Origin of the sequence: Arthrobacter sp. 35W, from assembly GCF_000482545.1 — a bacterium.
Classification (GTDB): domain Bacteria; phylum Actinomycetota; class Actinomycetes; order Actinomycetales; family Micrococcaceae; genus Specibacter.
In genome coordinates this window covers 1,643,382-1,662,700 of sequence record NZ_KI519455.1, presented here as the reverse complement: position 1 = coordinate 1,662,700, position 19,319 = coordinate 1,643,382, and the positions used below count along the sequence as shown (strand labels likewise).

General features: G+C 68.3%; 16 protein-coding genes. 9 read left to right on the top strand and 7 right to left on the bottom strand.

Annotation, left to right across the window (positions count from 1 at the left end):
* The first annotated feature begins 39 nt into the window (after positions 1-39).
* The gene (locus K254_RS24350) at positions 40-489 is read left to right on the top strand and encodes an amidohydrolase family protein (RefSeq protein WP_442853065.1); all 450 of its coding nucleotides are present in this window, start codon (positions 40-42) and stop codon (positions 487-489) included.
* Between the two features lie 122 nt (positions 490-611).
* Here K254_RS24350 and K254_RS0119650 read toward each other — a convergent pair whose 3' ends face one another.
* Positions 612-1,133, bottom strand: coding sequence for a MepB family protein (locus K254_RS0119650; protein ID WP_026556785.1), 522 nt, complete (start codon positions 1,131-1,133; stop codon positions 612-614).
* A 40-nt stretch (positions 1,134-1,173) separates the two neighbouring features.
* Between K254_RS0119650 and K254_RS0119645 the strand changes: the two genes are divergently transcribed.
* Positions 1,174-2,094 (top strand): pseudouridine synthase, encoded by a 921-nt coding sequence (locus K254_RS0119645; protein ID WP_026556784.1) that lies wholly within the window; start codon positions 1,174-1,176, stop codon positions 2,092-2,094.
* A 321-nt stretch (positions 2,095-2,415) separates the two neighbouring features.
* Here K254_RS0119645 and K254_RS24345 read toward each other — a convergent pair whose 3' ends face one another.
* From K254_RS24345 to K254_RS0119630, 3 genes are all read right to left on the bottom strand, one after another.
* A complete protein-coding gene (locus tag K254_RS24345; protein ID WP_051389423.1) occupies positions 2,416-3,972 on the bottom strand; it encodes an HNH endonuclease signature motif containing protein in 1,557 nt (518 codons plus the stop codon).
* A 166-nt stretch (positions 3,973-4,138) separates the two neighbouring features.
* The gene (locus tag K254_RS0119635) at positions 4,139-4,447 is read right to left on the bottom strand and encodes a hypothetical protein (protein ID WP_026556783.1); all 309 of its coding nucleotides are present in this window, start codon (positions 4,445-4,447) and stop codon (positions 4,139-4,141) included.
* Between the two features lie 10 nt (positions 4,448-4,457).
* On the bottom strand, positions 4,458-4,913 hold the full coding sequence (locus K254_RS0119630) for a MarR family winged helix-turn-helix transcriptional regulator (protein WP_026556782.1): 456 nt from the start codon (positions 4,911-4,913) through the stop codon (positions 4,458-4,460).
* 152 nt (positions 4,914-5,065) lie between these two features.
* Between K254_RS0119630 and K254_RS0119625 the strand changes: the two genes are divergently transcribed.
* Both K254_RS0119625 and K254_RS0119620 read left to right on the top strand, forming a co-directional pair.
* Entirely contained in the window at positions 5,066-6,295 is a 1,230-nt protein-coding gene (locus tag K254_RS0119625; RefSeq protein ID WP_026556781.1) for an MFS transporter, read from the top strand.
* Between the two features lie 37 nt (positions 6,296-6,332).
* Positions 6,333-7,160 (top strand): aldo/keto reductase, encoded by an 828-nt coding sequence (locus K254_RS0119620; protein ID WP_026556780.1) that lies wholly within the window; start codon positions 6,333-6,335, stop codon positions 7,158-7,160.
* A gap of 209 nt (positions 7,161-7,369) precedes the next feature.
* Here K254_RS0119620 and ppc read toward each other — a convergent pair whose 3' ends face one another.
* The 3 genes from ppc to K254_RS0119605 form a co-directional block, all read right to left on the bottom strand.
* Positions 7,370-10,219: a phosphoenolpyruvate carboxylase gene (gene ppc / locus K254_RS0119615; protein ID WP_081710269.1), complete on the bottom strand. Its 2,850-nt coding sequence runs from the start codon at positions 10,217-10,219 to the stop codon at positions 7,370-7,372.
* 166 nt (positions 10,220-10,385) lie between these two features.
* Positions 10,386-10,883 carry a GAF domain-containing protein gene (locus K254_RS24340; protein ID WP_051389422.1) on the bottom strand — a complete coding sequence of 166 codons (498 nt, stop codon included), beginning with the start codon at positions 10,881-10,883 and terminating at the stop codon, positions 10,386-10,388.
* Positions 10,880-11,797 (bottom strand): DMT family transporter, encoded by a 918-nt coding sequence (locus tag K254_RS0119605; protein ID WP_155848635.1) that lies wholly within the window; start codon positions 11,795-11,797, stop codon positions 10,880-10,882. The genes K254_RS24340 and K254_RS0119605 overlap by 4 nt, the downstream gene beginning before the upstream one ends.
* A 203-nt stretch (positions 11,798-12,000) precedes the next feature.
* Here K254_RS0119605 and K254_RS0119600 point away from each other — a divergent pair, with 203 nt between their 5' ends.
* Genes K254_RS0119600 through K254_RS0119580 form a run of 5 tightly spaced genes read left to right on the top strand, consistent with a single transcriptional unit; the run spans position 12,001 to position 19,272 of the window.
* Entirely contained in the window at positions 12,001-13,536 is a 1,536-nt protein-coding gene (locus tag K254_RS0119600; protein WP_231391920.1) for an ABC transporter substrate-binding protein, read from the top strand.
* Positions 13,533-14,489, top strand: coding sequence for an ABC transporter permease (locus K254_RS0119595; protein ID WP_026556776.1), 957 nt, complete (start codon positions 13,533-13,535; stop codon positions 14,487-14,489). The genes K254_RS0119600 and K254_RS0119595 overlap by 4 nt, the downstream gene beginning before the upstream one ends.
* On the top strand, positions 14,486-15,379 hold the full coding sequence (locus K254_RS0119590; RefSeq protein WP_026556775.1) for an ABC transporter permease: 894 nt from the start codon (positions 14,486-14,488) through the stop codon (positions 15,377-15,379). Before K254_RS0119595 ends, K254_RS0119590 begins: the two co-directional genes overlap by 4 nt.
* Positions 15,379-17,235: a dipeptide ABC transporter ATP-binding protein gene (locus K254_RS24335; protein ID WP_051389421.1), complete on the top strand. Its 1,857-nt coding sequence runs from the start codon at positions 15,379-15,381 to the stop codon at positions 17,233-17,235. The genes K254_RS0119590 and K254_RS24335 overlap by 1 nt, the downstream gene beginning before the upstream one ends.
* A 9-nt stretch (positions 17,236-17,244) precedes the next feature.
* Entirely contained in the window at positions 17,245-19,272 is a 2,028-nt protein-coding gene (locus K254_RS0119580; RefSeq protein WP_026556774.1) for a CocE/NonD family hydrolase, read from the top strand.
* Positions 19,273-19,319 lie beyond the last annotated feature (47 nt).

Genomic DNA, 19,319 nt, shown 5'->3' with positions numbered 1-19,319 from the left:
CCCAAGTGCTTGTTCGCGCGGGTTCCGGGCAACCTAGGCATGCAGCCTCGAGCGCAGCCCCGCGATCAGGATCTCCAGCCCGAAGTTGAAGGCGTCCTCCCCGCGCTGCTGCGGCGGGCCGGCGTGGCCAAGGGCGACGCCGGCGCGGTGCTCGGCCTTGGCTCGGATTGGCCCATCGCCCCCTTCGAGCCGCTGCCTATCCTGGCGGAAGCCCAATTGCGCCGCCGCGCCGGCCATCCGGACCAGGCACCCGTTCTTCCCGGACAGGCGCTCACGGCGCTGCAGGCCCTGGAGGGGTACACCTCCCACGCCGCCCGCGCTGCCGGCCAATGGGATGTGTCTGGATCCATCACTGTGGGCAAGCGCGCCGATTTCACCGCCTTCGAGCTGGACCCACTCACGGCAGCGCCCGACGAGCTGGCCGCCAGCGCCGTGCTGGGGACAATCGTGGACGGCAGAATCCAGTCCATGCTCGACCGCATCGGCTAGGGTCTCCGCGGCCTCGCTGGGTCGAGCGGAGCCGAGACCTCCCACGCCCCACGGCGGAACCCGCGGATACTCGCGCCGCACCGGGTTTCGACAGGCTCAACCACCGGGTTCGCTGGGTCGATTCAGGAATGGAACAGCTCCCGTACGCGGACGGCGTCGACTGCACTGCTGCCGTCGCCGTCCAGGGGCAGGAACCATCGGCATTGCCACGTCTGCGTGGCGGCGGCTTGTTTGCTGGCGGGTTCAACCCACGGCGGGTAGACGCGCATGGCCCGCTTGCCGCCAGCCATGCCGGTGGACACCACCGAGCGGCGGACGAGCTCGTCCAGCGGGAAGACGAACAGCCCGCACTGGCCGCTGCCGGCGACGCTGACCAGAAACAGTTCGACGCCGTCCGAGACGTCAAAGGGGCGGGTGGGGCCGGCGTCGGAACGCTGCCACAGGGTGGCGAACTGCCCGGCCTTGGTGGGCGTCGTCTTGGCCACCCGGAACCGCGTGCTGCGGCCATCGATGGCCAGGGCGAAGGCCGAATACCCGGCGCTTTCCGGCTCGGCCACGGGATTCGACCAGGCCATCCCGTGCGGTTCAAAGACCTGCCGGACGGCGGCGGCCAGCTCTGTCGGAAGAAGGTCCAAGGAGTCCACAGGGCCGTCATTTGTTGGACGTGGGTACGCTTGATACGTGATGAAATCTCCCCTTCCCGTGCGCAACGGTGTCAATGCTACCCGGATGCGCATGCCCGAAGAGGGCCCCTGGGACACGGCCATGGCCTATGTTCTGGACCGGTTCAACCACGTTGATCCGGACGGCATCGTGGACCGTTTTGTCCGTGGCGAGGTCAAGGCCCTGGGCGGCGACGTGGTCACTCCCGAGACTCCGCTGAACGAGCACACCTTCATTTGGTACTACCGCGAACTGCCCGTGGAGGACCGCCTCCCGGTGGAGTTGAACGTGCTGCACCAGGACGACGATCTGGTGGTCGTGGACAAGCCGCACTTCCTGCCCACCACGCCCGGCGGCATGTACGTACAGGAATCCGCACTGGTGCGCCTGCGGGTGCTGCTGGATCTGCCCGATCTGGTGCCGATCCACCGCTTGGACCGGATGACGGCGGGCGTGCTCTTGTTCTCCGCCAACCCCGAGACCCGCGGCGACTACCAGCTGCTCTTTGAAAAGCGCCGAGTCCAGAAGACGTACGAGGCCGTGGCCGGTGTGCGCGAGGACCTCGAGTTCCCCATGACCGTCCGCAGCCGGATGATCAAATCCCGCACCTACCTGTTGGCCCAAGAGGTGGAGGGCGAGCACAACGCCGAGACCCTCATCGAGCTGGAGGACACCCGCATGGGTCCGGACGGCGCCGTCGGGCTCTACAAGCTCTCCCCGCACACCGGGAAGACCCACCAGCTGCGCGTACACCTGGCCTCGCAGGGCCTCGGGATCATGAACGATCCCTTCTACCCCGTGCTGCTGGAGCAGGCACCGGACGACTACACCAAACCTCTGCAGCTGCTGGCCAAGAGCATCGAGTTCATCGATCCGCTGACCAAGCAGCCCGTCCGCTACGACTCGAAGCTGAAACTGAGCGGTTTCCCCTCAGGCAACTAGAGCGACAATCAGAACGACGACGACGACGGCTGCCGCTGCCTCTGCTGGCGCCGTCGTCGCTGTTCCCAGGTTGCCGGATCCTCCGTCACAAGGACGGCGGCAGGGCCGGAGTCCGGCTGGAGTGTTTTGCTCTGCGGACTGATGCCCGAAGCCATTGCCCGCACCGGCGACCCGGTCGGAATCCCACACGAGCGTCCTGCGCTGCAGTCGAGCGCCACCAGCTGACGCTGTGCCCTGTTGAACCCGTCGCTCCCGCGGATCGTGCTGCCTGATGCGGCTGCCTGACGCTGCCGGGATCGATGATTCCAACCGTAGATTGCATCAGCCGGTGAGGCGTACGGTGAGGGCGTGCTCGAGGATGCTGTAGTCGGTGGCGCCCTTCCGCCGGCTGATGCCGTCCTGCAGCCAGTGCGGGTAGTCGGGCGGGGTGGCGTCGGTGGGTTCGGGCGGGTAGTAGCGGCCGGCGGGTGAGGTCCAGCCCGGGCGCCCGGTCTCGGTCATCTGCGGTGTCCAGCCCCTGATCCCGGGCCCGGCGGGCGCACCTCCCTGTTTTGTTTTCTGGGGGTTTGTCTTTGTGGGGCCGGTGCGGGTTTTCCCGTCCTTATGGTGTTTGACGAGGTGGTGTTTGGGGCATTCGCTGGCCAGGTTGTCCTCGCGGGTTTTTCCGCCGTGTTCCCAGGCCAGCAGGTGGTCCAGCTGGGTGTCGGCGGTGACGGTGGTGCAGCCGGGGAACGTGCAGGTCCTGTCCCTGGCCCGCAGCCAGGCCCGCATGGCCTCGCTGACCCGGTAGGTGCCCGGTGAGAGCGCGACCGGCTCCCCGCTGTGCGGGTCCGTGAGCAGGCGTTGGAACGAGGGGGCCTGCGCGGCCAGCCGGCGGGCGATCGAGGCCGGGACGGGCCCGCACCCCTCCAGCTCGGCCGGCCCGTCGGAGACGCCCAGCAGGGACAGGATGGGCACGGTGAGAAGGATCTGGGCCCGGGGTGCCGGGTGCCCGGCCTTGGCGTCGGCCGTCTCCTGGCCCAGCAGCAGGGCCGCGGCGACGTCCAGGCGCAGCTGGGCCAGGGTGCGCGGCTCGGCGGGGCCCTGCAGGGCGCGGGCGGCAGCGGTGGCGTGGTTCCACACGGCCTGGGCCGTTTCGGCGGGCAGGTACAGGCCCAGGTAGGACATGCCGTCCCGGCCCGGCTGCAGGTCCAGGCACCTGCCCGCCCGGGCGGCCGCGGCCCGGGTCTGGATGCTCCCGGGGTGCAGGCGTTCACGGCGGCGGTTGGCCGCGGCGGTGAACTTCGACACCGTCACCCCGCAGGCGGCCTCGACCAGGTCGCGTTCGAAGGCGTCGACCACGTCCCGGGGCATGTCGGGCACGTTCTGGACGGAGAGGGCCTGGTCCAGGATGGCGAGGGCGTGCTGCCAGGAGAACCTGCCCGCCCCCAGGGCGTGAAGGGTGTGGGGGTGCTCGCGTACGAGCGCCACGCACTGGGCCCGGAGGTTGGAGGCGCTCCGTTCCGGGATGCACAACACGGTGGCCAGTTCGGCCGTGGTGGAGGCGTCGCCGATGCCCTGCTGCCGGGTGTCGAAGCCCAACGCCTGCGCTTCGCTGGTCCCGGCGGCGGCGAGCCTGTCAATGAGGGCGGCCTTGCAGGCCGCTACCCGGGCTTCGAGGGCTGCGACCTCGGCGAGGGCGTCAACGCAGGCGGCGTAGTCCGCCCGCACCGCCCCAAGGGCGCCACGTGTTCCATCAAGGGTGCCGGCAAGGGCTTCGCCGCGGGTGCCGGGGGCGGCCGGTGGCAGGGTGGGGAGCCTCAGCGCGGCCAATTGCTCCGCCATCGTCGGCCCTGCCGTGGTGGCGGCGCCACCGGAAGTGCCGACCGGAACGCTCATGATCTTATTCTATTCCAAGATTGTCTATTAGAACAGATGTTTGAGTAAGGATTTCGCGGTAGCTGCCGTCCAGGGCTTCCGAAGCAGCCCCTACAGCGACACTCCGTTCCAGCGATCGCGGCACAGCGCGGAGCACGGCGGCCCCTGCCTCAAGCGGCGGACGAAGTCAGCGCAGCGGCATCCATTTGCCGCGGTTGCGGCGCAACATGGCCAGCCGCCCCGCCACGGCCACCGTTTCCACGGCATGCCGCATCGCGGCCCCGGCATTGAGTGCGTGCAGATTCTCCGCCGTGTACTCGGTGGATTCCACCATGAATCGAACAGTGATCCGGGGAATGCCGGCCACCAGGTCCAGCTGGTTGGCCTCCACCACGTGGATGGACCCGATGGCGGCGACGGCGGAGTCCATCACGGCCTCCGGGGCGTTGCCGGGGCGTAGGCCCATGATCTGCAATTGGGCGCGGAACGAAGGCATGCCTACCCGCTCAACCGGCTGCCGGAACGTGCAGTTCCGGCAGCGCCAGCACCAGCGGAGCCAGCTCCGGCACCTCCACGGCCTCGGCCAGCGCCCGCTCCAGGGTCGCATCATGCACCGGTCGCGCACCTTCCAGCAGGTCCAGACCGGGAACTGTAAGTTCCGTGTAGATGCCACGGCGGTCGTCCGCGCACAGGATCCGGGTCAGCAGACCGCGGTCCTCCAGCCGGTTCACCAGGCGCGTGGTGGCGCTGGGACTCAGCGCCGTAGCCCTGGCCAGCTGCTGCATGCGCATATGCCAGCCATCCTGCCGGCTGAGGGCGTCGAGCACTGTGTACTCCACCACAGAAAGCCCCGCACTTTCCTGCAGCGAGCGCTCCAGTTCGGCCTCGATCAGGCCATGCAGGGCGGCCAGCGTACGCCAGCCCTTGGCCCGGATTTCCACCGCGTCGTCCTTGATGCCCATCGGGATCCCTTTCGCCAAACCGGACCCAAAAGGGCACGGCAAATAATTAGTTGCTTGCGCTGGATAGTTGCGCGTGCAACAATAAACCAAGCGTCTGCAACTACAAGCTTACGCGCCACACCCCCAATCCCCACAGTCTCCAGGAGAAATCCATGCCCCTTGGCCTCATAGCCCTCGCACTCGGTGGCTTCGGCATCGGCCTGACGGAGTTCATCATCATGGGCCTCATGCCCGAGGTGGCCGTCTCCTTCCAGGTCAGCGAAGCCGCAGCCGGCTGGTTGATCTCCGGCTACGCCCTCGCCGTCGTCGTCGGCGCCCTGCTGGTGACGGCCGCCGTCACCCGGCTCCCCCGCAAGCCGGTGCTGGCCGCGCTGCTGGTGCTGTTCATCATCGGCAACCTGCTCAGCGCGGTCGCCCCCAGCTACGAACTGATGATGCTGGGCCGCGTCATTGCCGCCCTGTGCCACGGCGCCTTCTTCGGCATCGGCTCAGTGGTGGCGGCCGACATGGTGGCTCCCAACAAGAAGGGCGCGGCGATCGCCATCATGTTCACCGGTCTGACGGCCGCCAACGTCCTCGGCGTCCCCTTTGGCACCCTGCTGGGCCAGGCCGCCGGCTGGCGCTCCACCTTCTGGGCCATCACCGCCGTCGGCGTTGTGGCACTGATCGGCGTGCTCACGTTGGTGCCGGAAACCGGCCGCGGCCAGGCGAACAGCGCCGGGCTGCGCGGTGAGCTGCGCGCCTTCAAATCCGCCCAGGTGTGGCTGTCCATCACCGTCACCATCCTCGGCTACGGCGGCATGTTCGGCGCCTTCACCTACATCGCCTACACGCTCACGGAGGTGGGCGGGTTCGACGCCGGTGCCGTGCCGTGGCTGCTGATCCTCTTCGGTGTGGGCCTGTTCATCGGCAACGCCGTGGGCGGGAAGGCGGCGGACCGCAATGTCGACGCCACGCTGCTGGTGGTGCTGGCCGTGCTGACCGTCATTCTGGTGGTCTTTGCGCTCACCGCGCACAACCAGATCATGACCATCGCCTCGCTGCTGCTGATGGGCGGCTTCGGCTTCGCCACCGTCCCCGGCCTGCAGATGCGCGTGATGAAGTACGCCTCCACAGCCCCCACGCTGGCCTCGGGCGCCAACATCGGCGCGTTCAACGCCGGCAACGCGCTGGGCGCCTGGCTCGGCGGCGTCACCATCACGGCCGGGCTGGGCTACACCTCCCCCATCTGGGCCGGCGCGGCCATCACCGTCCTGGGCCTTGGCGTCATGGCCATTGCCGCCCGCAAGGCCAAGACTCAGTCGCAAAAGACCGCGCAGAACAGCACGACGACGGCGGCCGCGCCCGACGTCGAGGCGGCACCTGCCGCCGTCGGCGCCTGATCCTTCCTCCAAACCACCGATCCTTCAAGGAGCAATCATGACCAGCATTCCCACCATCACCCTGAACAACGGCGTCGCCATGCCGCAGATCGGCTTCGGCGTCTTCCAGGTCCCGAACGACGAGACAGCTGCCGCCGTCGCCGCGGCGCTGGACGCCGGCTACCGCAGCATCGATACGGCGGCCATCTACGGCAATGAGGAAGGCGTGGGCCGGGCCATTGCGGATTCCGGTCTGGACCGCGGCGACCTCTTCATCACCTCCAAGGTCTGGAACTCGGACCAGGGCTATGACGAGACGTTGGCGGCATTCCATGCCAGCCTGGACAAGCTCGGCCTGGACTACCTGGACCTGTACCTGATCCACTGGCCGGCCCCGGCACGGAACACGTACGTCGAGTCCTGGCGCGCACTGGAGACGCTCTATACGGAGGGTCGGATCAAGGCCATCGGGGTATCCAACTTCCTGCCGGAGCACCTGGAACAGATCCTGGCGGCGGGCACCGTGGTGCCGGCCGTCAACCAGGTGGAACTGCACCCAACGCTCCAACAGCGCGGCATCCAGTCGTTCAACGTGGCCCATGGCATCGCCACGGAGGCCTGGAGCCCGCTGGCGCAGGGGGCGCTGCTGGACGACGCTACGGTGCTGGACATCGCGGCAGCCCACGGCGTGGCCCCGGCCCAGGTGGTGCTGCGCTGGCACCTGCAGCAGGACCGCATCATCATCCCCAAGTCCGTGACGCCGGCCCGAATCCAGCAGAACCTGGACCTGTTCGGCTTCGAGCTCACCGACGCGGAACTGGCAGCCCTGGACGCCCTTGAGAACGACGGCCGCACCGGACCCCACCCGGCCGAGTTCAACGGCTAGGACTGGCCGCTGCCGGTCCGGTCGAGCGGAGCAGACACCTCCCGCACCCGACGGCCGGACGTAGGGACGCTTCCGGCGCACCGGATTTCGGCTACGCAAGCTCCGCTCAATCACCGGATTCAGTGGTCGGGCTCAGCGAGACTTGGGCCCGCCAAGAACGCAAGAAGGCCCGTGGTGCATCTGCACCACGGGCCTTCTGCAGTGGAAATTTATCCGGTGTTGCGCAGGCCGGCGGCCACACCGTTGATGGTGATCAGCATGGCGCGCTGCAGGCGCTCATCCACCTCGGAGTTGGCAATGCCGGCGTCCGCTTCGCGGACGCGGCGCAGCAGCTCCACCTGCAGGTAGGAGATCGGGTCCAGGTACTGGTCGCGGACCGAGAGCGCGCGCTTGAGCGTGGGCTGGTTGTCCAGCAGCTCGTCCTCGCCGGTGAGCAGCTGCACCTCGGCCACGGTGAGCTCGTACTCGGCGCGGATGACGGCGAACAAGTGGCGCAGTTCGGCGGGCACCAGGGTGGCCACGTAGTGTGCGGCGATGTCCATGTCCGTTTTGGCCAGCGTCATCTCGACATTGGACAGGACCGAGCGGAAGAAGTTCCACTTGGACAGCATCGCCACCAGCTCCTCCGTGCGGCCGGCCTCGCGGGCGGCCTTCAGGCCGGAGCCAACGCCGAACCAGCCGGGCACAATCTGGCGGGACTGGGTCCAGCCGAACACCCACGGGATGGCGCGCAGGCCGCCCAGGCCGGCGCCGGAGTCCGGGCGCTTGGAGGGGCGGGAGCCGATGTTCAGGCTGCCCAGCTGCTCCACCGGGGTGGAGGCCAGGAAGTAGGCCGGCAGGTCCGCGTGGTCGATCAGGGCGCGGTACTGGGCGAAGGCGGCGTCGGAGATGACCTCCATGACCTCCCCGTACGTCTCCAGCTCGCTGACGGAGTTGCGCGGGGTGCGGTGCAGGGCCGAACCCTGCATGACGGCGGCCAGCGAGAGCTCGAGGTTTTCGCGGGCCAGCTCAGGCAGGGAGTACTTGTCGGAGATGACCTCGCCCTGCTCGGTGAACTTGATGGCACCCTCGAGCACGCCGTTCGGCTGGGCCAGGATGGCGTCGTAGGTGGGTCCACCACCGCGGCCCACGGATCCGCCGCGGCCGTGGAACAGGCGCACGCTGACGCCGTGCTTGGCCGCCACATCGCGGAGCTTGCGCTGGGTCTTGTGGATCTCCCACTGGGAGGTCAGCACGCCGGATTCCTTGTTGGAGTCCGAGTAGCCGAGCATGATTTCCTGTACGTCGCCGCGCAGGCGCACCAGCTCGCGGTAGGTGGGATCGGAGAGCAGCTGGTCCACGATCTCGGCGGAGGCACGCAGCTCGTCGACGGTCTCCAGCAGCGGGGCGAAGCCGATCTTGGCGTAGCGGTTCTCCCCCTGCAGGGACACCAGCCCGGCCTCGCGGGCCAGCACGGCCGGCGCCAGCACGTCGTCGGCGCCGCGTGTCATGGAGACGATGTAGGTCTCGACGACGTCGGGGCCGTAGGTGCGCAGGGCCCGGCGGATGACGCGGAAGACGTCGTAGGTGCCGTTGGCGGCGCCGTCGAGCGTGATCGGGTGGCCGGAGAGCGGCCGGCGGGAGGCCAGCTCGCCGCTGAGCACGCGCAGGCGCTCGTCGCGGGTGAGGTCTGCGTACGGGACGGCCAGCTCGCCGATGCGGTCGATGAGCTGGCCGACGGCGTCGTGGTGGTGGTCGGCATGCTCGCGGATGTCCAGGGTGGCCAGGTGCAGGCCGTAGGAGGAGATCGCGCGGCGCACGGAGGCCAGCGCGCCGTCGGCCACCAGGGCCGCGGAGTTGTTGCGCAGCGAACGCTCCAGCATTTCGAAGTCCGCGATGAGCTCGGCAGTGCTCTCGTAGTCGCGGCCGTCCTCGTGGTAGCTGTCCGCGGCCACGCGCTTGCGGGTGTTGAGCAGCTTGGCCTTGATGCAGGTCAGCTTGAGCCGGTACGGTTCCTGGGCGTTGAGCTCCAGGACGCGCTTGTCGATGCCGGGGAGGTTCTTCAGATCCACCTCGATGGAGTCCAGCAGCTCGGCGTCGGCGCCGGCCAGGGCGGAGGAGTTGGAGAGCGTGGAGATCAGCTCGTCCACCAGCGCAATGCTGATCTTCACGGCGTTCTGGTTCTGCAGCACCAGCACCTCGCGGGTGACCTCGGAGGTCACGTTCGGGTTGCCGTCGCGGTCGCCACCGATCCAGGAGCCAAAGCGCAGGGGTGCGGCGTCGGCGGGCAGCGTGACGCCGTGCTCGCCCAGCAGCTCGGAGAAGTCGGTCAGCATCTCCGGCATGGCATCGGTGAGGATGGTGTTCAGGTAGTAGATGGCGTTGCGGGCCTCATCCATCGGCGTGGGCCGGACCTGGCGGAGCTCGTCGGTCTGCCACATCTGGTCGATGATCTCCGCGAGCGCGCGGTCCTGGCGGCGGCGGGCGGAGGTGCCCTCCTCCGTCGAGGTGGCCAGGATGTCGGAGAGCTTGCGGATCTTGTCCAGCACGGAGCGGCGCGAGGCCTCGGTGGGGTGGGCGGTGAAGATGGGGCGCACGTCGAGCTCGTTGACGACGTCCTGGAGCACCTGCGGGCCGGCCTGCTCGGCAATGTCGGAGACGGCCTTGGCCAGCCAGCCGTCCTTCTCCTGGCGCGTGCGCAGCCCACGGACGCGGTTGACCTGCTCGGCGGCGTTGGCCAGATGGAAGTAGAAGGCAAAGGCGCGCACCAGGTCGGTGGCCTGCTCCAGCGGCAGGGAGGCGAGCAGTTCGCGGACCTGCTCGGCGACGTCGTGCGCGGTCCAGGGTCCGGTGCCGGTCTCGCCGCGGGCGGCTTCCTTGGATTCCTTGGTCAGCAGGCGGACCTGCTCCACCATGTCCAGCAGTTCGGGGCCGTGCTGGCGCACCAGCGACTCGCCCAGCAGGGTGCTGACGCGGCGCACGTCGCGGCGCAGCTCGGCATCCAGGGAGGCGGCCAGTTCGACGGCGGCACTCGCCTCCGCCGTCAGGCTGGCGGCGGGCGTGGGCACAGTGGAGCTCATTCAGAAGTCCTTACGGTCAGGTGATTCTGGTGCTCGTATGCAGCGCTGGATACATAGCGGTGGTGGTCCGGCCGCGGGCGCGGGCGTACCAGTAGGGATCCTACCGAGGCTGCCGCGGGGGCGGAAATTTGTCTCGCTATGTGGGGCGGGAGGTGTTCACGTTTGTTCACCCGCGGGGGTGGGGAATCCTCCGCAGGACGGCGGCCAACTGGGCCGCGTAGGACTCCGCCAGGGCCACGCTCTGCGCCGTATAGCGTCCGGCCCCGTCCAGCAGGTTCAGGCAGCCCAGAAAGCTGCCGTTGTCCACGACGACGGCGTTGACGGCTGCGGACAGCTGGAGGGCGGCCAGCACATCGTGGTGCTCGAAGGCATCCGAATTCACGGCTGCTTCATCCTCCGCCAGATAGGACTCCTGGTCCTCCACGCAGCGCTGGAGCCACTCGGCACCCAGCACGCGGGAAATGCCGCCGACGGCGTAGACCTCCGGCCGGGAGGAATGTACGCGCACCAGGTCCCGGGATCCGGCGCGCCACAGCGACACCGTCACCAGACGGGCACCCACCTGGGCACCCGCTTCCCCGGCGATGTGCGCCAGCTCCGCAGCGGCACCCGGCGGCAGGCCGACGGGGATGATGTCTTCAACCACCTGCGGGGAGCTGGTCATCGGGCGGCCTCCAATTCAACGGTGGGGATGTAGGTCTTGGCGGCCCGGTTGAGCAGGACCACTCCGGTGAGGGCGATGGCTCCGCCCACCATGGCGGCGGCGCTGGGTACTTCGGCCAGCAGCAGCCAGCCCAGCAGGAGCGAGAAGACCGGGACAACGTAGAGCAGCGATCCGCCGGCCGCCACGCTGGTGCCGGCGAGCGACACATTCCAGAAACCGTACGCCAACGCGGTGCTGACCACGATGAGGACCACCAGCGCGGCCCAGAACGCCGGCCCGGCGCCGGCCAGGTCACCGGCGCCGGCGGCACCCGCCAGGGGATTCGCCGTCGGCAGGGTCGCGAGCCCGCCCACCAGGCTGCCCCAGAAGGCCACCTCCGCGGCGCCCAGCCGCTTGAACAGCGGCTGCTGCACGATCAGGAAGACGGCCAGCAGCAGGGCGGCGGCCACAATGTACAGGGCGCTGGCGTTGAACCCGCCCACACCGCCGATGCCGTCACCGAGGGTGATGACCGCGACGCCGACGACGGCGACCCCCATCCCCAGGTAGCCCATCCCGGTGGTCCGCTCGCGCAGCACCACATAGCCCAGGACAAAGGCAAAGACCGGGGACAGGTTCAGCAGCAGGCTGGTGGTCCCGGCGGGCACCGTTTCCTGGCCCATGTTCAGCAGCAGCCCATAGCCCGCGTAGCCCAGCAGGGCGGCCAGGCCCATCCTCGGGGCGTCGCGCCAGCGCAGTTGAAGGCGCTGGCGGCGGAGCAGCAGGAAGATTCCCAGCACGGCGGCGGAGCCCAGAAACCGCAGCGGGGTCAGCGTCTGCGGGTCCAACACCTTGAGCGCTTCCCGGGTTGTCACATAGGTCGGCGCAGAGGCCAGAACCATGAGGACATCGGGCCGGCGAAGCCATCGCCACACGGGCGCCACCTTTCGATTGGACCGTCAGCGGTAGCCGGCCAAGAAATGTTCTGGGCACCTATTGATGTCCACAAGAAGTTATTCGTACACTACAACAATTAGATCGTTCGGTGAAGCAAAATACTCGAAGGATGTGGACGCTCATCATGGGTGGATCAATGCAAGCCCTGCCCGGGAGGGTGCTGTCCAGAAGGAACCTTCTGTTGGGCACTGCCGCCGCCGTACTGGGACCCGCTCTGCTCGGTGGCTGCGCACTGCAGCCCAACCCCGGAGCCATGGGCCCGCCGCGGCAGGGCGCGGCCGCCCCGGGTGGCACACTGCGGATTGCGCGGCCGCCGGCATCCAAGGCCGAAACGCTCGATCCGGCCAGCTCGCTGTCCGCCTACGAGTACCTCGGCGCCCTCTACAACCGCCTGGTGAAGCTGTCCCCGGCGGGCGAGATCCTGCCGGACCTGGCGTCGTCGTGGGAGCAGACCCCGGACGCTCTGACCTGGACCTTCACCCTGCGCAGTGACGTGGGCTGGCACAACGGCATGCCGCTGACCTCGGCCGACGTGGCCTACAGCATCGCGCACATCCTGGACCCGGCCACCAAGTCCCCGCAGGCCGGCGTGCTGTCCCCGTTCGTGGGGCCGGAATCCATCAGCACCCCCACGGCGGACACGGTGGTCTTCGCGCTGTCCTCGCCCAATGCCGAGTTTGCCAGCCTGCTCACGGGCTACAACTGCTACATCATCCCGGCCGGATCGGCGGCCACCATTGGCGCCACCGGCGTCGGCACCGGTCCGTTCATGCTGCGCTCCTTCCGGGCCGCCGGACCGGGATCCGTGGTGCGCAATCCGCACTACTTCGGCCAGGCGCCCACGGTGGATGCCATCGAGTTCTCCTCCATCGCCGACACACAGGCGAGGGTGAACGCCCTGCTGGCCGGCCAGGTGGACCTGGTGTCCCAGACCAACCTGGACTACGCCACCGCCCGGATGGTCTCCACCTCCCGGGTCGCCACGGTGTCCACGGTGTCCAATGCCCAGTGGTACCCGGTGCCGATGCTCAATACAAGCGAGCAGTTCCGCAATCCGCTGGTCCGCCAGGCCATGGCGCACGCCTACGACCCAGCCCTGGTGATGAAGCTGGCGGTCCAGGGCTACGGGACGGTGGCACACAACAATCCGGTGCCGCCCAGCCAGGCCTACTACCTGGACTATGGGCTGGACTACGACCCGGAGAAGTCCAAGTCCCTGCTGAAGCAGGCCGGCTTCGATTCCTTCGATGTGCCGATCTACACCTCCACGTACGATCCGGTGCTGACCCCGCTGGCGCTGGCGCTGCAGGGCTCCATGAAGGATGCCAACATCAACCTCACGGTGACCAATGCCTCCGCGGACTCCTACTACTCGGAAATCTGGATGCAGAAGCCGCTGATGACCACGTACTGGTACACCGGCCGGCCCATCGACCAGTTGCTGGGCCAGATCTTCTCCACGGGCTCCTCCTACAACGAGACGGCCTACTCCAACCCCCTCTTCGACCAGACGCTGGCCACGGCCCGCGCCACGGTGGACGACGCCAAACGCAAGACGCTCTACCAGGATGCCCAGAGGATTCTGGTGGACGACGGCGGATCCCTCACCCCCTTCTTCTCCGACCGCCTGGTGGGGATCAGCCAGAGGGTGGTCAATTACAACGAGCACGGTTTCGAGTTCGACTACATCAACATTGGATTTGAGGCGGGACGATGATTTCACTCTTCGCCAAACGCGTGGGCTGGTCCCTCGTGACGGTGCTGCTGTCCACGATCCTGGTGTTCACGGCCATCCAGTCCCTGCCCGGGGACGCAGCCACCCAGATCCTGGGGCAGAACGCGACCCCCGAAGCCGTGGCCACCCTGCGCAGCCAGCTGGGCCTGGATGAGCCGGCCATTTCCCGCTTCTTCTCCTGGCTCGGCGGCGCCTTCACCGGCGACTTTGGCACCTCGCTGCTGGATGGCAAGAGCGTCGGCGCGGAGGTGGGGCGGGCGCTGCTGAACACCTCGCTGCTGGCCGCCGTCACCATCCTGGTGGGCATCACGCTCTCCGTGGTGCTGGGCCTGCTGGCCGGGCTGTTCCGGGACAAGTGGCCCGATGCCACCATCTCCACACTGGCCCTGGTCGGCATGAGTGTGCCGGAGTTCGTGGTGGCCACAGTGCTGGTGCTGCTCTTCTCCATCTACATCCCGATCTTCCCCGCGGTGGTGGTGGCGGGGCAGGATGCCAGCCTGGCCGAGCTGCTGCCCTCCATCTGGCTGCCGGCTGCGGCGCTGGTGTGCGCACTGAGCGCGTACATCATCCGCATGATGCGCACCTCCGTCATTGACGTGCTGGACAGCGACTTCGTCCTGACGGCCCGGCTGAAGGGAAACTCCACCTCCCGGCTGGTCTTCAAGCACATCCTGCCCAGTGCCATGCTGCCCACGCTGAACGTGATTGCGATGAACATCGCCTGGCTGATCGGCGGCGTCGTCGTCGTCGAGAGCATCTTCAACTACCCCGGCATCGGCACGCTGATGATCCGCTCCGTGCAGACCCGGGACCTGCCGACCATCTTGATGATCACGGTGCTCAGCGCCCTGACGTACGTGCTGTGCAATCTGCTGGCCGATCTGGCCGCCCACCTGCTCAATCCCCGGCTGCGGTTCCCTAGGAGCGCCAAATGACCACATTGACAGCAAGCCCTGCCCCGGTGGCTGCGGCCCCCGGGGCCCTGCGCCGGGTGGTCCGCTCGGTGCTCCGTTCGCGGATGGCCACCTTCGGTTTCGCTCTGGTGTTCCTGCACATCGCGCTGGCCCTGCTGGCTCCCGTCCTGACGCCGTTCAATCCCACGGCCAACGACGGCCTGGTCCCGCTGGAGAATCCGGGCGGGGTGCACCTGCTGGGCACCGACGCCCTCGGGCGGGACATCCTGGCCCGCACCCTCTTTGGCGGCCAGTACGCGCTGGCCATCAGCTTCAGCGCCACGGCCATCGCCGTCGTGCTTGGCTCCACCATCGCCGGGATCGCCGCCTTCAAGGGCGGGATCGTGGACGACGTCATCTCCCGCTTCCTGGACTCCGTCCTGGCGGTGCCGGCCATCCTGTCGATGCTGGTCATCGTCACTGTCTTCGGCTCCGGCCCCTGGGTCATCATCCTGGCCGTGGTGGTGGTCTACACCGGCGGCGTCACCCGCATCGTCCGCGCCGCAGCCATGGATGTGATGCCCAGGGACTACATCACCGCCGCCAAGGCCCGCGGCGAGGGCATGTTCTCCATCCTGGTCCGCGAGGTGTTCCCCAACGTCCTGGACATCATCCTCGTTGAATTCGCCATGCGCGCCTCCTGGGTGGTCCTGCTGATCAGCTCGCTCTCCTTCCTCGGCTTCGGCGCCAATCCGCCGACGCCGGACTGGGGGCTCATGGTGGCGGAGAACCGCAATCTGATGGCCGTGGTCCCGTGGGCCACCCTGTCCCCGATCCTTGCCCTGGCAACGCTGATCGTGGGCCTCAACCTGGCCGCCGACGGCTTGGCGAAGAGCTTTGGTGTCGACCGAATGAAGGAAGTGCTGGGCTAATGAGCGATGCAACCATTGTCAGTGTCAACAACCTGAGCGTCTCCTACACCTCCGGCGGCCTGAAGGTGGACGTCCTGAAGGACATCTCCCTGCGCCTGGAGCGCGGCCGCACCCTGGGGCTGGTGGGCGAATCCGGCTCCGGAAAGTCCACCCTCGCCAGCACCTTCCTTGGCGCCCTGCGCAGCGGCTCGTTCATCTCCAAAGGCACCGTTGAGGTGGCGGGGCAGGACGTGTTCGCCCTGCCGGCCCCGGCCCTGCGCCAGCTGCGCCGCAACGACGTCGCCCTGGTGCCGCAGAACGCCGGCAGCGCCCTGACCCCCACCATGCGCATTATGGACCAGATCGCCGAGTCCCTGCACACCCCGGGCATGGACCGCGCGGCCAAGCGGGCCCGGGCCGAGGAGCTGCTGCGCCTGGTCCGCCTGCCCAACCCTGCCCAGGCCCTGGGCAAGTACCCGCACCAGTTCTCCGGCGGCCAGCAGCAGCGCATCGGCATCGCCATGGCCGTGGCCGCCAACCCCGCCCTGCTGGTCCTCGACGAGCCGACCACCGGGCTCGACGTCGTCACGCAGGCCGCCATCCTGGATGTGCTGGCGGATCTGCAGCAGACCCTGAACATGTCCATGGTGCTGGTCAGCCACGATCTGGGTGTCATCGACAAGATGTGCACCGACATCGCCGTGCTCCGCGAGGGGCGGATCGTGGAATCGGGGGCCACCCGCCGGGTGCTGGCCCAGCCGCAGCACCCCTACACGCAGGGGCTCGTCTACAGCGTCCCGCGCGTGGACGTCCCCGGCATCCCGCCCAGCATGGACACCGCCGCCATCGACGCCGGGATCCAGTCGACCGGCGAGCGCGAGGTCTACGTCCGCACGGCGCCGTCGGGCACTCCCCCGGTGCTGCAGGTCCGCGACCTCTCCATTGACTACCGGCGCCGGCCGGTTCCGGGCACGGGCCCCACCGTCCAGGGTGTCAGCTTCGACGTCAACGCCTCCGAGATCGTGGCATTGGTGGGTGAATCCGGCTCCGGAAAATCCACCATCGCCAACGCCATCGCCGGCCTGCAGCGCACCGAGGCCGGGACGATGGTCCTCGCCGGCGGAGCGGATCTGGCCCGCACCGTGTCCGCGCGCCCCAAGGGGATCCGGCAGGCGGTGCAGCTGATCTTCCAGAACGCCGACACCTCGCTGAACCCGCGCAAGACGGTGCACGCCGCCATTGCCCGTCCGCTGCAGCTCTTCGGCATCAAGAAGACCACGGTGGCGCAGTCCTTGGCGGAGGTGGACCTGCCCCTCGGTTTTGCCCAGCGGCTGCCGGGCCAGCTCTCCGGCGGCCAGCGCCAGCGCGTGGGCATTGCCCGTGCCATCGCGGCCGGCCCCTCCCTGGTGCTGGCGGATGAGATCGTCTCGGCGCTCGATGTCTCGGTGCAGTCCTCCATCCTGCGCCTGATGGACACCATGAGCCGGGACAAGGGCATCGGCTTCCTGTTCATCACGCACGACCTCGCGGTGGTGCGGGCGGTGGCGGACCGCGTGGTGGTGCTGTATCTGGGCCGCGTGGTGGAGGAGGGTACGGTGGAAGCCATCTTCTCCGAAACGTCCCACCCCTACACCCGCCTCCTGCTGGACTCGGTGATCGAGCTCGGCGACGACCACGACGCCAAGCCCCGCAACGTCAAGGACGAGATCCCGGCCGCGCCGCCGGAATTCGGCTGCCCCTACGCCAGCCGCTGCCCGCTGGTGCGGGACGTCTGCCGCACCAAGGCGCCGCCGGCCATCCGCGTCAGCGAAGGCCACCAGATCATGTGCCACGCCGACGCCTCCGAGCTCAGCCCCAGCACCCTCGCCCACAGCTAAGGACCCCCTGTGAAGATCCGCACCGAGTTTCCCCACCGCACCACCGTTCTGGAGAACGTCCTCATCCCCATGTCCGACGGCGTGCGGCTGGCCGCCACCATCTGGCTGCCCGAGGATGCCCAGGCCACCCCGGTTCCGGCGCTGCTGGAATACCTGCCGTACCGGCGCAGCGACTGGACCGCGCCGCGGGATGCGCAGCGCCACCCCTGGTACGCCGGCCACGGCTACGCGTCGGTGCGGGTGGACATGCGCGGCTGCGGCGATTCCGAGGGCGTGATGCTGGACGAGTACCACCAGCAGGAACAGGCCGACGGCGTCGAGGTCATCGAATGGCTGGCGGCCCAGCCCTGGTGCAGCGGGAACGTGGGCATGTTCGGCATCTCCTGGGGCGGCTTCAACGCCCTCCAGCTCGCCGCCGAGCAGCCCGAGGCCCTGAAGGCCATCGTCACCGTCTGTTCCACCGACGACCGCTACGCCGACGACGTCCACTACTACGGCGGCGCCATGCTGGGCATCGACATGACCTCCTGGGCCGGCACCATGCTTGCCTTCCAGTGCCGGCCGCCGGCCCCGTGGAATGTGGGCGGGAACTGGGAAACGCTGTGGAAGGAACGGCTTGAGGCCCTGCAGCCGTTCAGCGAGATCTGGCTGGACCACCAAGAACGCGACGACTACTGGCGCCACGGCTCCGTCTGCGAGGACTACTCCAAGATCACCGCCGCCGTGATGGCCGTGGGCGGGTGGGCGGATCCGTACCGCAACACCGTGTTCCGGCTGCTGGAAAACCTCCAGTCCCCCGTCCAGAGCCTGGTGGGGCCGTGGTCGCACCAGTACCCGGACATAGCCCGCACACCCGGACCCACCATTGGCTTCCTGCAGGAGACCCTGCGCTGGTGGGACCACTGGCTCAAGGGCAAGGACACGGCCATCATGGACGAGCCCGCCCTGCGCGCCTACCACCAGGATTCGGTCCGACCGGCCACGCACTACCCCGAGCGGGCCGGCACGTGGGTGGGTCTGGACGGCTGGCCGTCGGCTGCCGTCGGAACCCGCAGCTTCAACCTGGCCACCGGCCTGCGCAGCCTCGCCACCGGTGCGGACGGGCTGGCCGTGGTGGACACCGAACAGCACAACGGCGTCGACGCCGCCCGCTGGTTCCCCTTCGGCAACCTCTCCGATCTGCCGCCGGACCAGCGCGCCGAGGACGGCCGCTCCGTGGTGTTCCAGACGCCGGTGCTGGCCCAGGACATCAACCTGCTGGGCTACGCCCGGCTGAAGCTGCGGGTCTCCAGCAGCACGGCACGGGCCAACGTCTTCGCCCGGCTCTGCGATGTGGCGCCGGACGGATCCTCAACGCTCATCACCCGCGGCGCCATCAATCTGGCCCGGCGCAACGGCATGGACCGTGCGGACGAGCTGGTGCCCGGTGAATTCGTCGACGCCGAGATCCAGTTCACCAGCATGGGCTGGCAGGTCCCCGCCGGCCACAGCCTGCGGCTGGCGCTGTCCACCACCTACTGGCCGTGGATCTGGCCGCACGGGGAGGCGGGCAGCGTCACCATCGATGCGGCCCACAGCACCCTGGACCTGGACGACCTCGACCCCGCCGTGATCGGCGCGCGGACCATCGAGTTCGAGGAACCCGAGCAGTCCGCTCCGCTGGCCATCCAGCCCGGACCCGCACTGCCGCCACGCCCGGAGCGCGAGGTCCACTACGAGCCGGACTCCCAGACCTGGACGCTGACTGTGGATCCGAACTACGGCGGCAACCGGGTCTACCCTGATGGGCTGAAGTTTGGCGAGGACGCCACCGAGCGGTACACCATCTCCGGCAACGATCCGCTCAGCGCCAAGGCGGAATCGGAATGGACCGTCACCATGGAACGCGATGACTGGGCGGTGCGCATCCAAACGCACGCCACGGTAACCGCCACCAGGGAGCACTACGTCCTGCACAACACCGTCAAGACCTTCAAAGGCGACGAACTATTCTTTGAGAAGACCTTCGAAAAGAACATAGCCAGGACCTCCGCTTAATCCGATGAAAGCGAGCAATACCGACATGACACGGGCCGCCCAGGAGC

What these genes read in the sequence shown, in the direction of transcription:
- K254_RS0119635 (WP_026556783.1), bottom strand. Translation starts at nt 4,447, where the DNA reads ATGCCTTCGTTCCGCGCCCAATTGCAGATCATGGGCCTACGCCCCGGC.
- K254_RS0119645 (WP_026556784.1), top strand. Translation starts at nt 1,174, where the DNA reads ATGAAATCTCCCCTTCCCGTGCGCAACGGTGTCAATGCTACCCGGATG.
- K254_RS24350 (WP_442853065.1), top strand. Translation starts at nt 40, where the DNA reads ATGCAGCCTCGAGCGCAGCCCCGCGATCAGGATCTCCAGCCCGAAGTT.
- K254_RS24335 (WP_051389421.1), top strand. Translation starts at nt 15,379, where the DNA reads ATGAGCGATGCAACCATTGTCAGTGTCAACAACCTGAGCGTCTCCTAC.
- ppc (WP_081710269.1), bottom strand. Translation starts at nt 10,219, where the DNA reads ATGAGCTCCACTGTGCCCACGCCCGCCGCCAGCCTGACGGCGGAGGCG.
- K254_RS24345 (WP_051389423.1), bottom strand. Translation starts at nt 3,972, where the DNA reads ATGAGCGTTCCGGTCGGCACTTCCGGTGGCGCCGCCACCACGGCAGGG.
- K254_RS0119620 (WP_026556780.1), top strand. Translation starts at nt 6,333, where the DNA reads ATGACCAGCATTCCCACCATCACCCTGAACAACGGCGTCGCCATGCCG.
- K254_RS0119630 (WP_026556782.1), bottom strand. Translation starts at nt 4,913, where the DNA reads ATGGGCATCAAGGACGACGCGGTGGAAATCCGGGCCAAGGGCTGGCGT.
- K254_RS0119595 (WP_026556776.1), top strand. Translation starts at nt 13,533, where the DNA reads ATGATTTCACTCTTCGCCAAACGCGTGGGCTGGTCCCTCGTGACGGTG.
- K254_RS0119590 (WP_026556775.1), top strand. Translation starts at nt 14,486, where the DNA reads ATGACCACATTGACAGCAAGCCCTGCCCCGGTGGCTGCGGCCCCCGGG.
- K254_RS0119625 (WP_026556781.1), top strand. Translation starts at nt 5,066, where the DNA reads ATGCCCCTTGGCCTCATAGCCCTCGCACTCGGTGGCTTCGGCATCGGC.
- K254_RS24340 (WP_051389422.1), bottom strand. Translation starts at nt 10,883, where the DNA reads ATGACCAGCTCCCCGCAGGTGGTTGAAGACATCATCCCCGTCGGCCTG.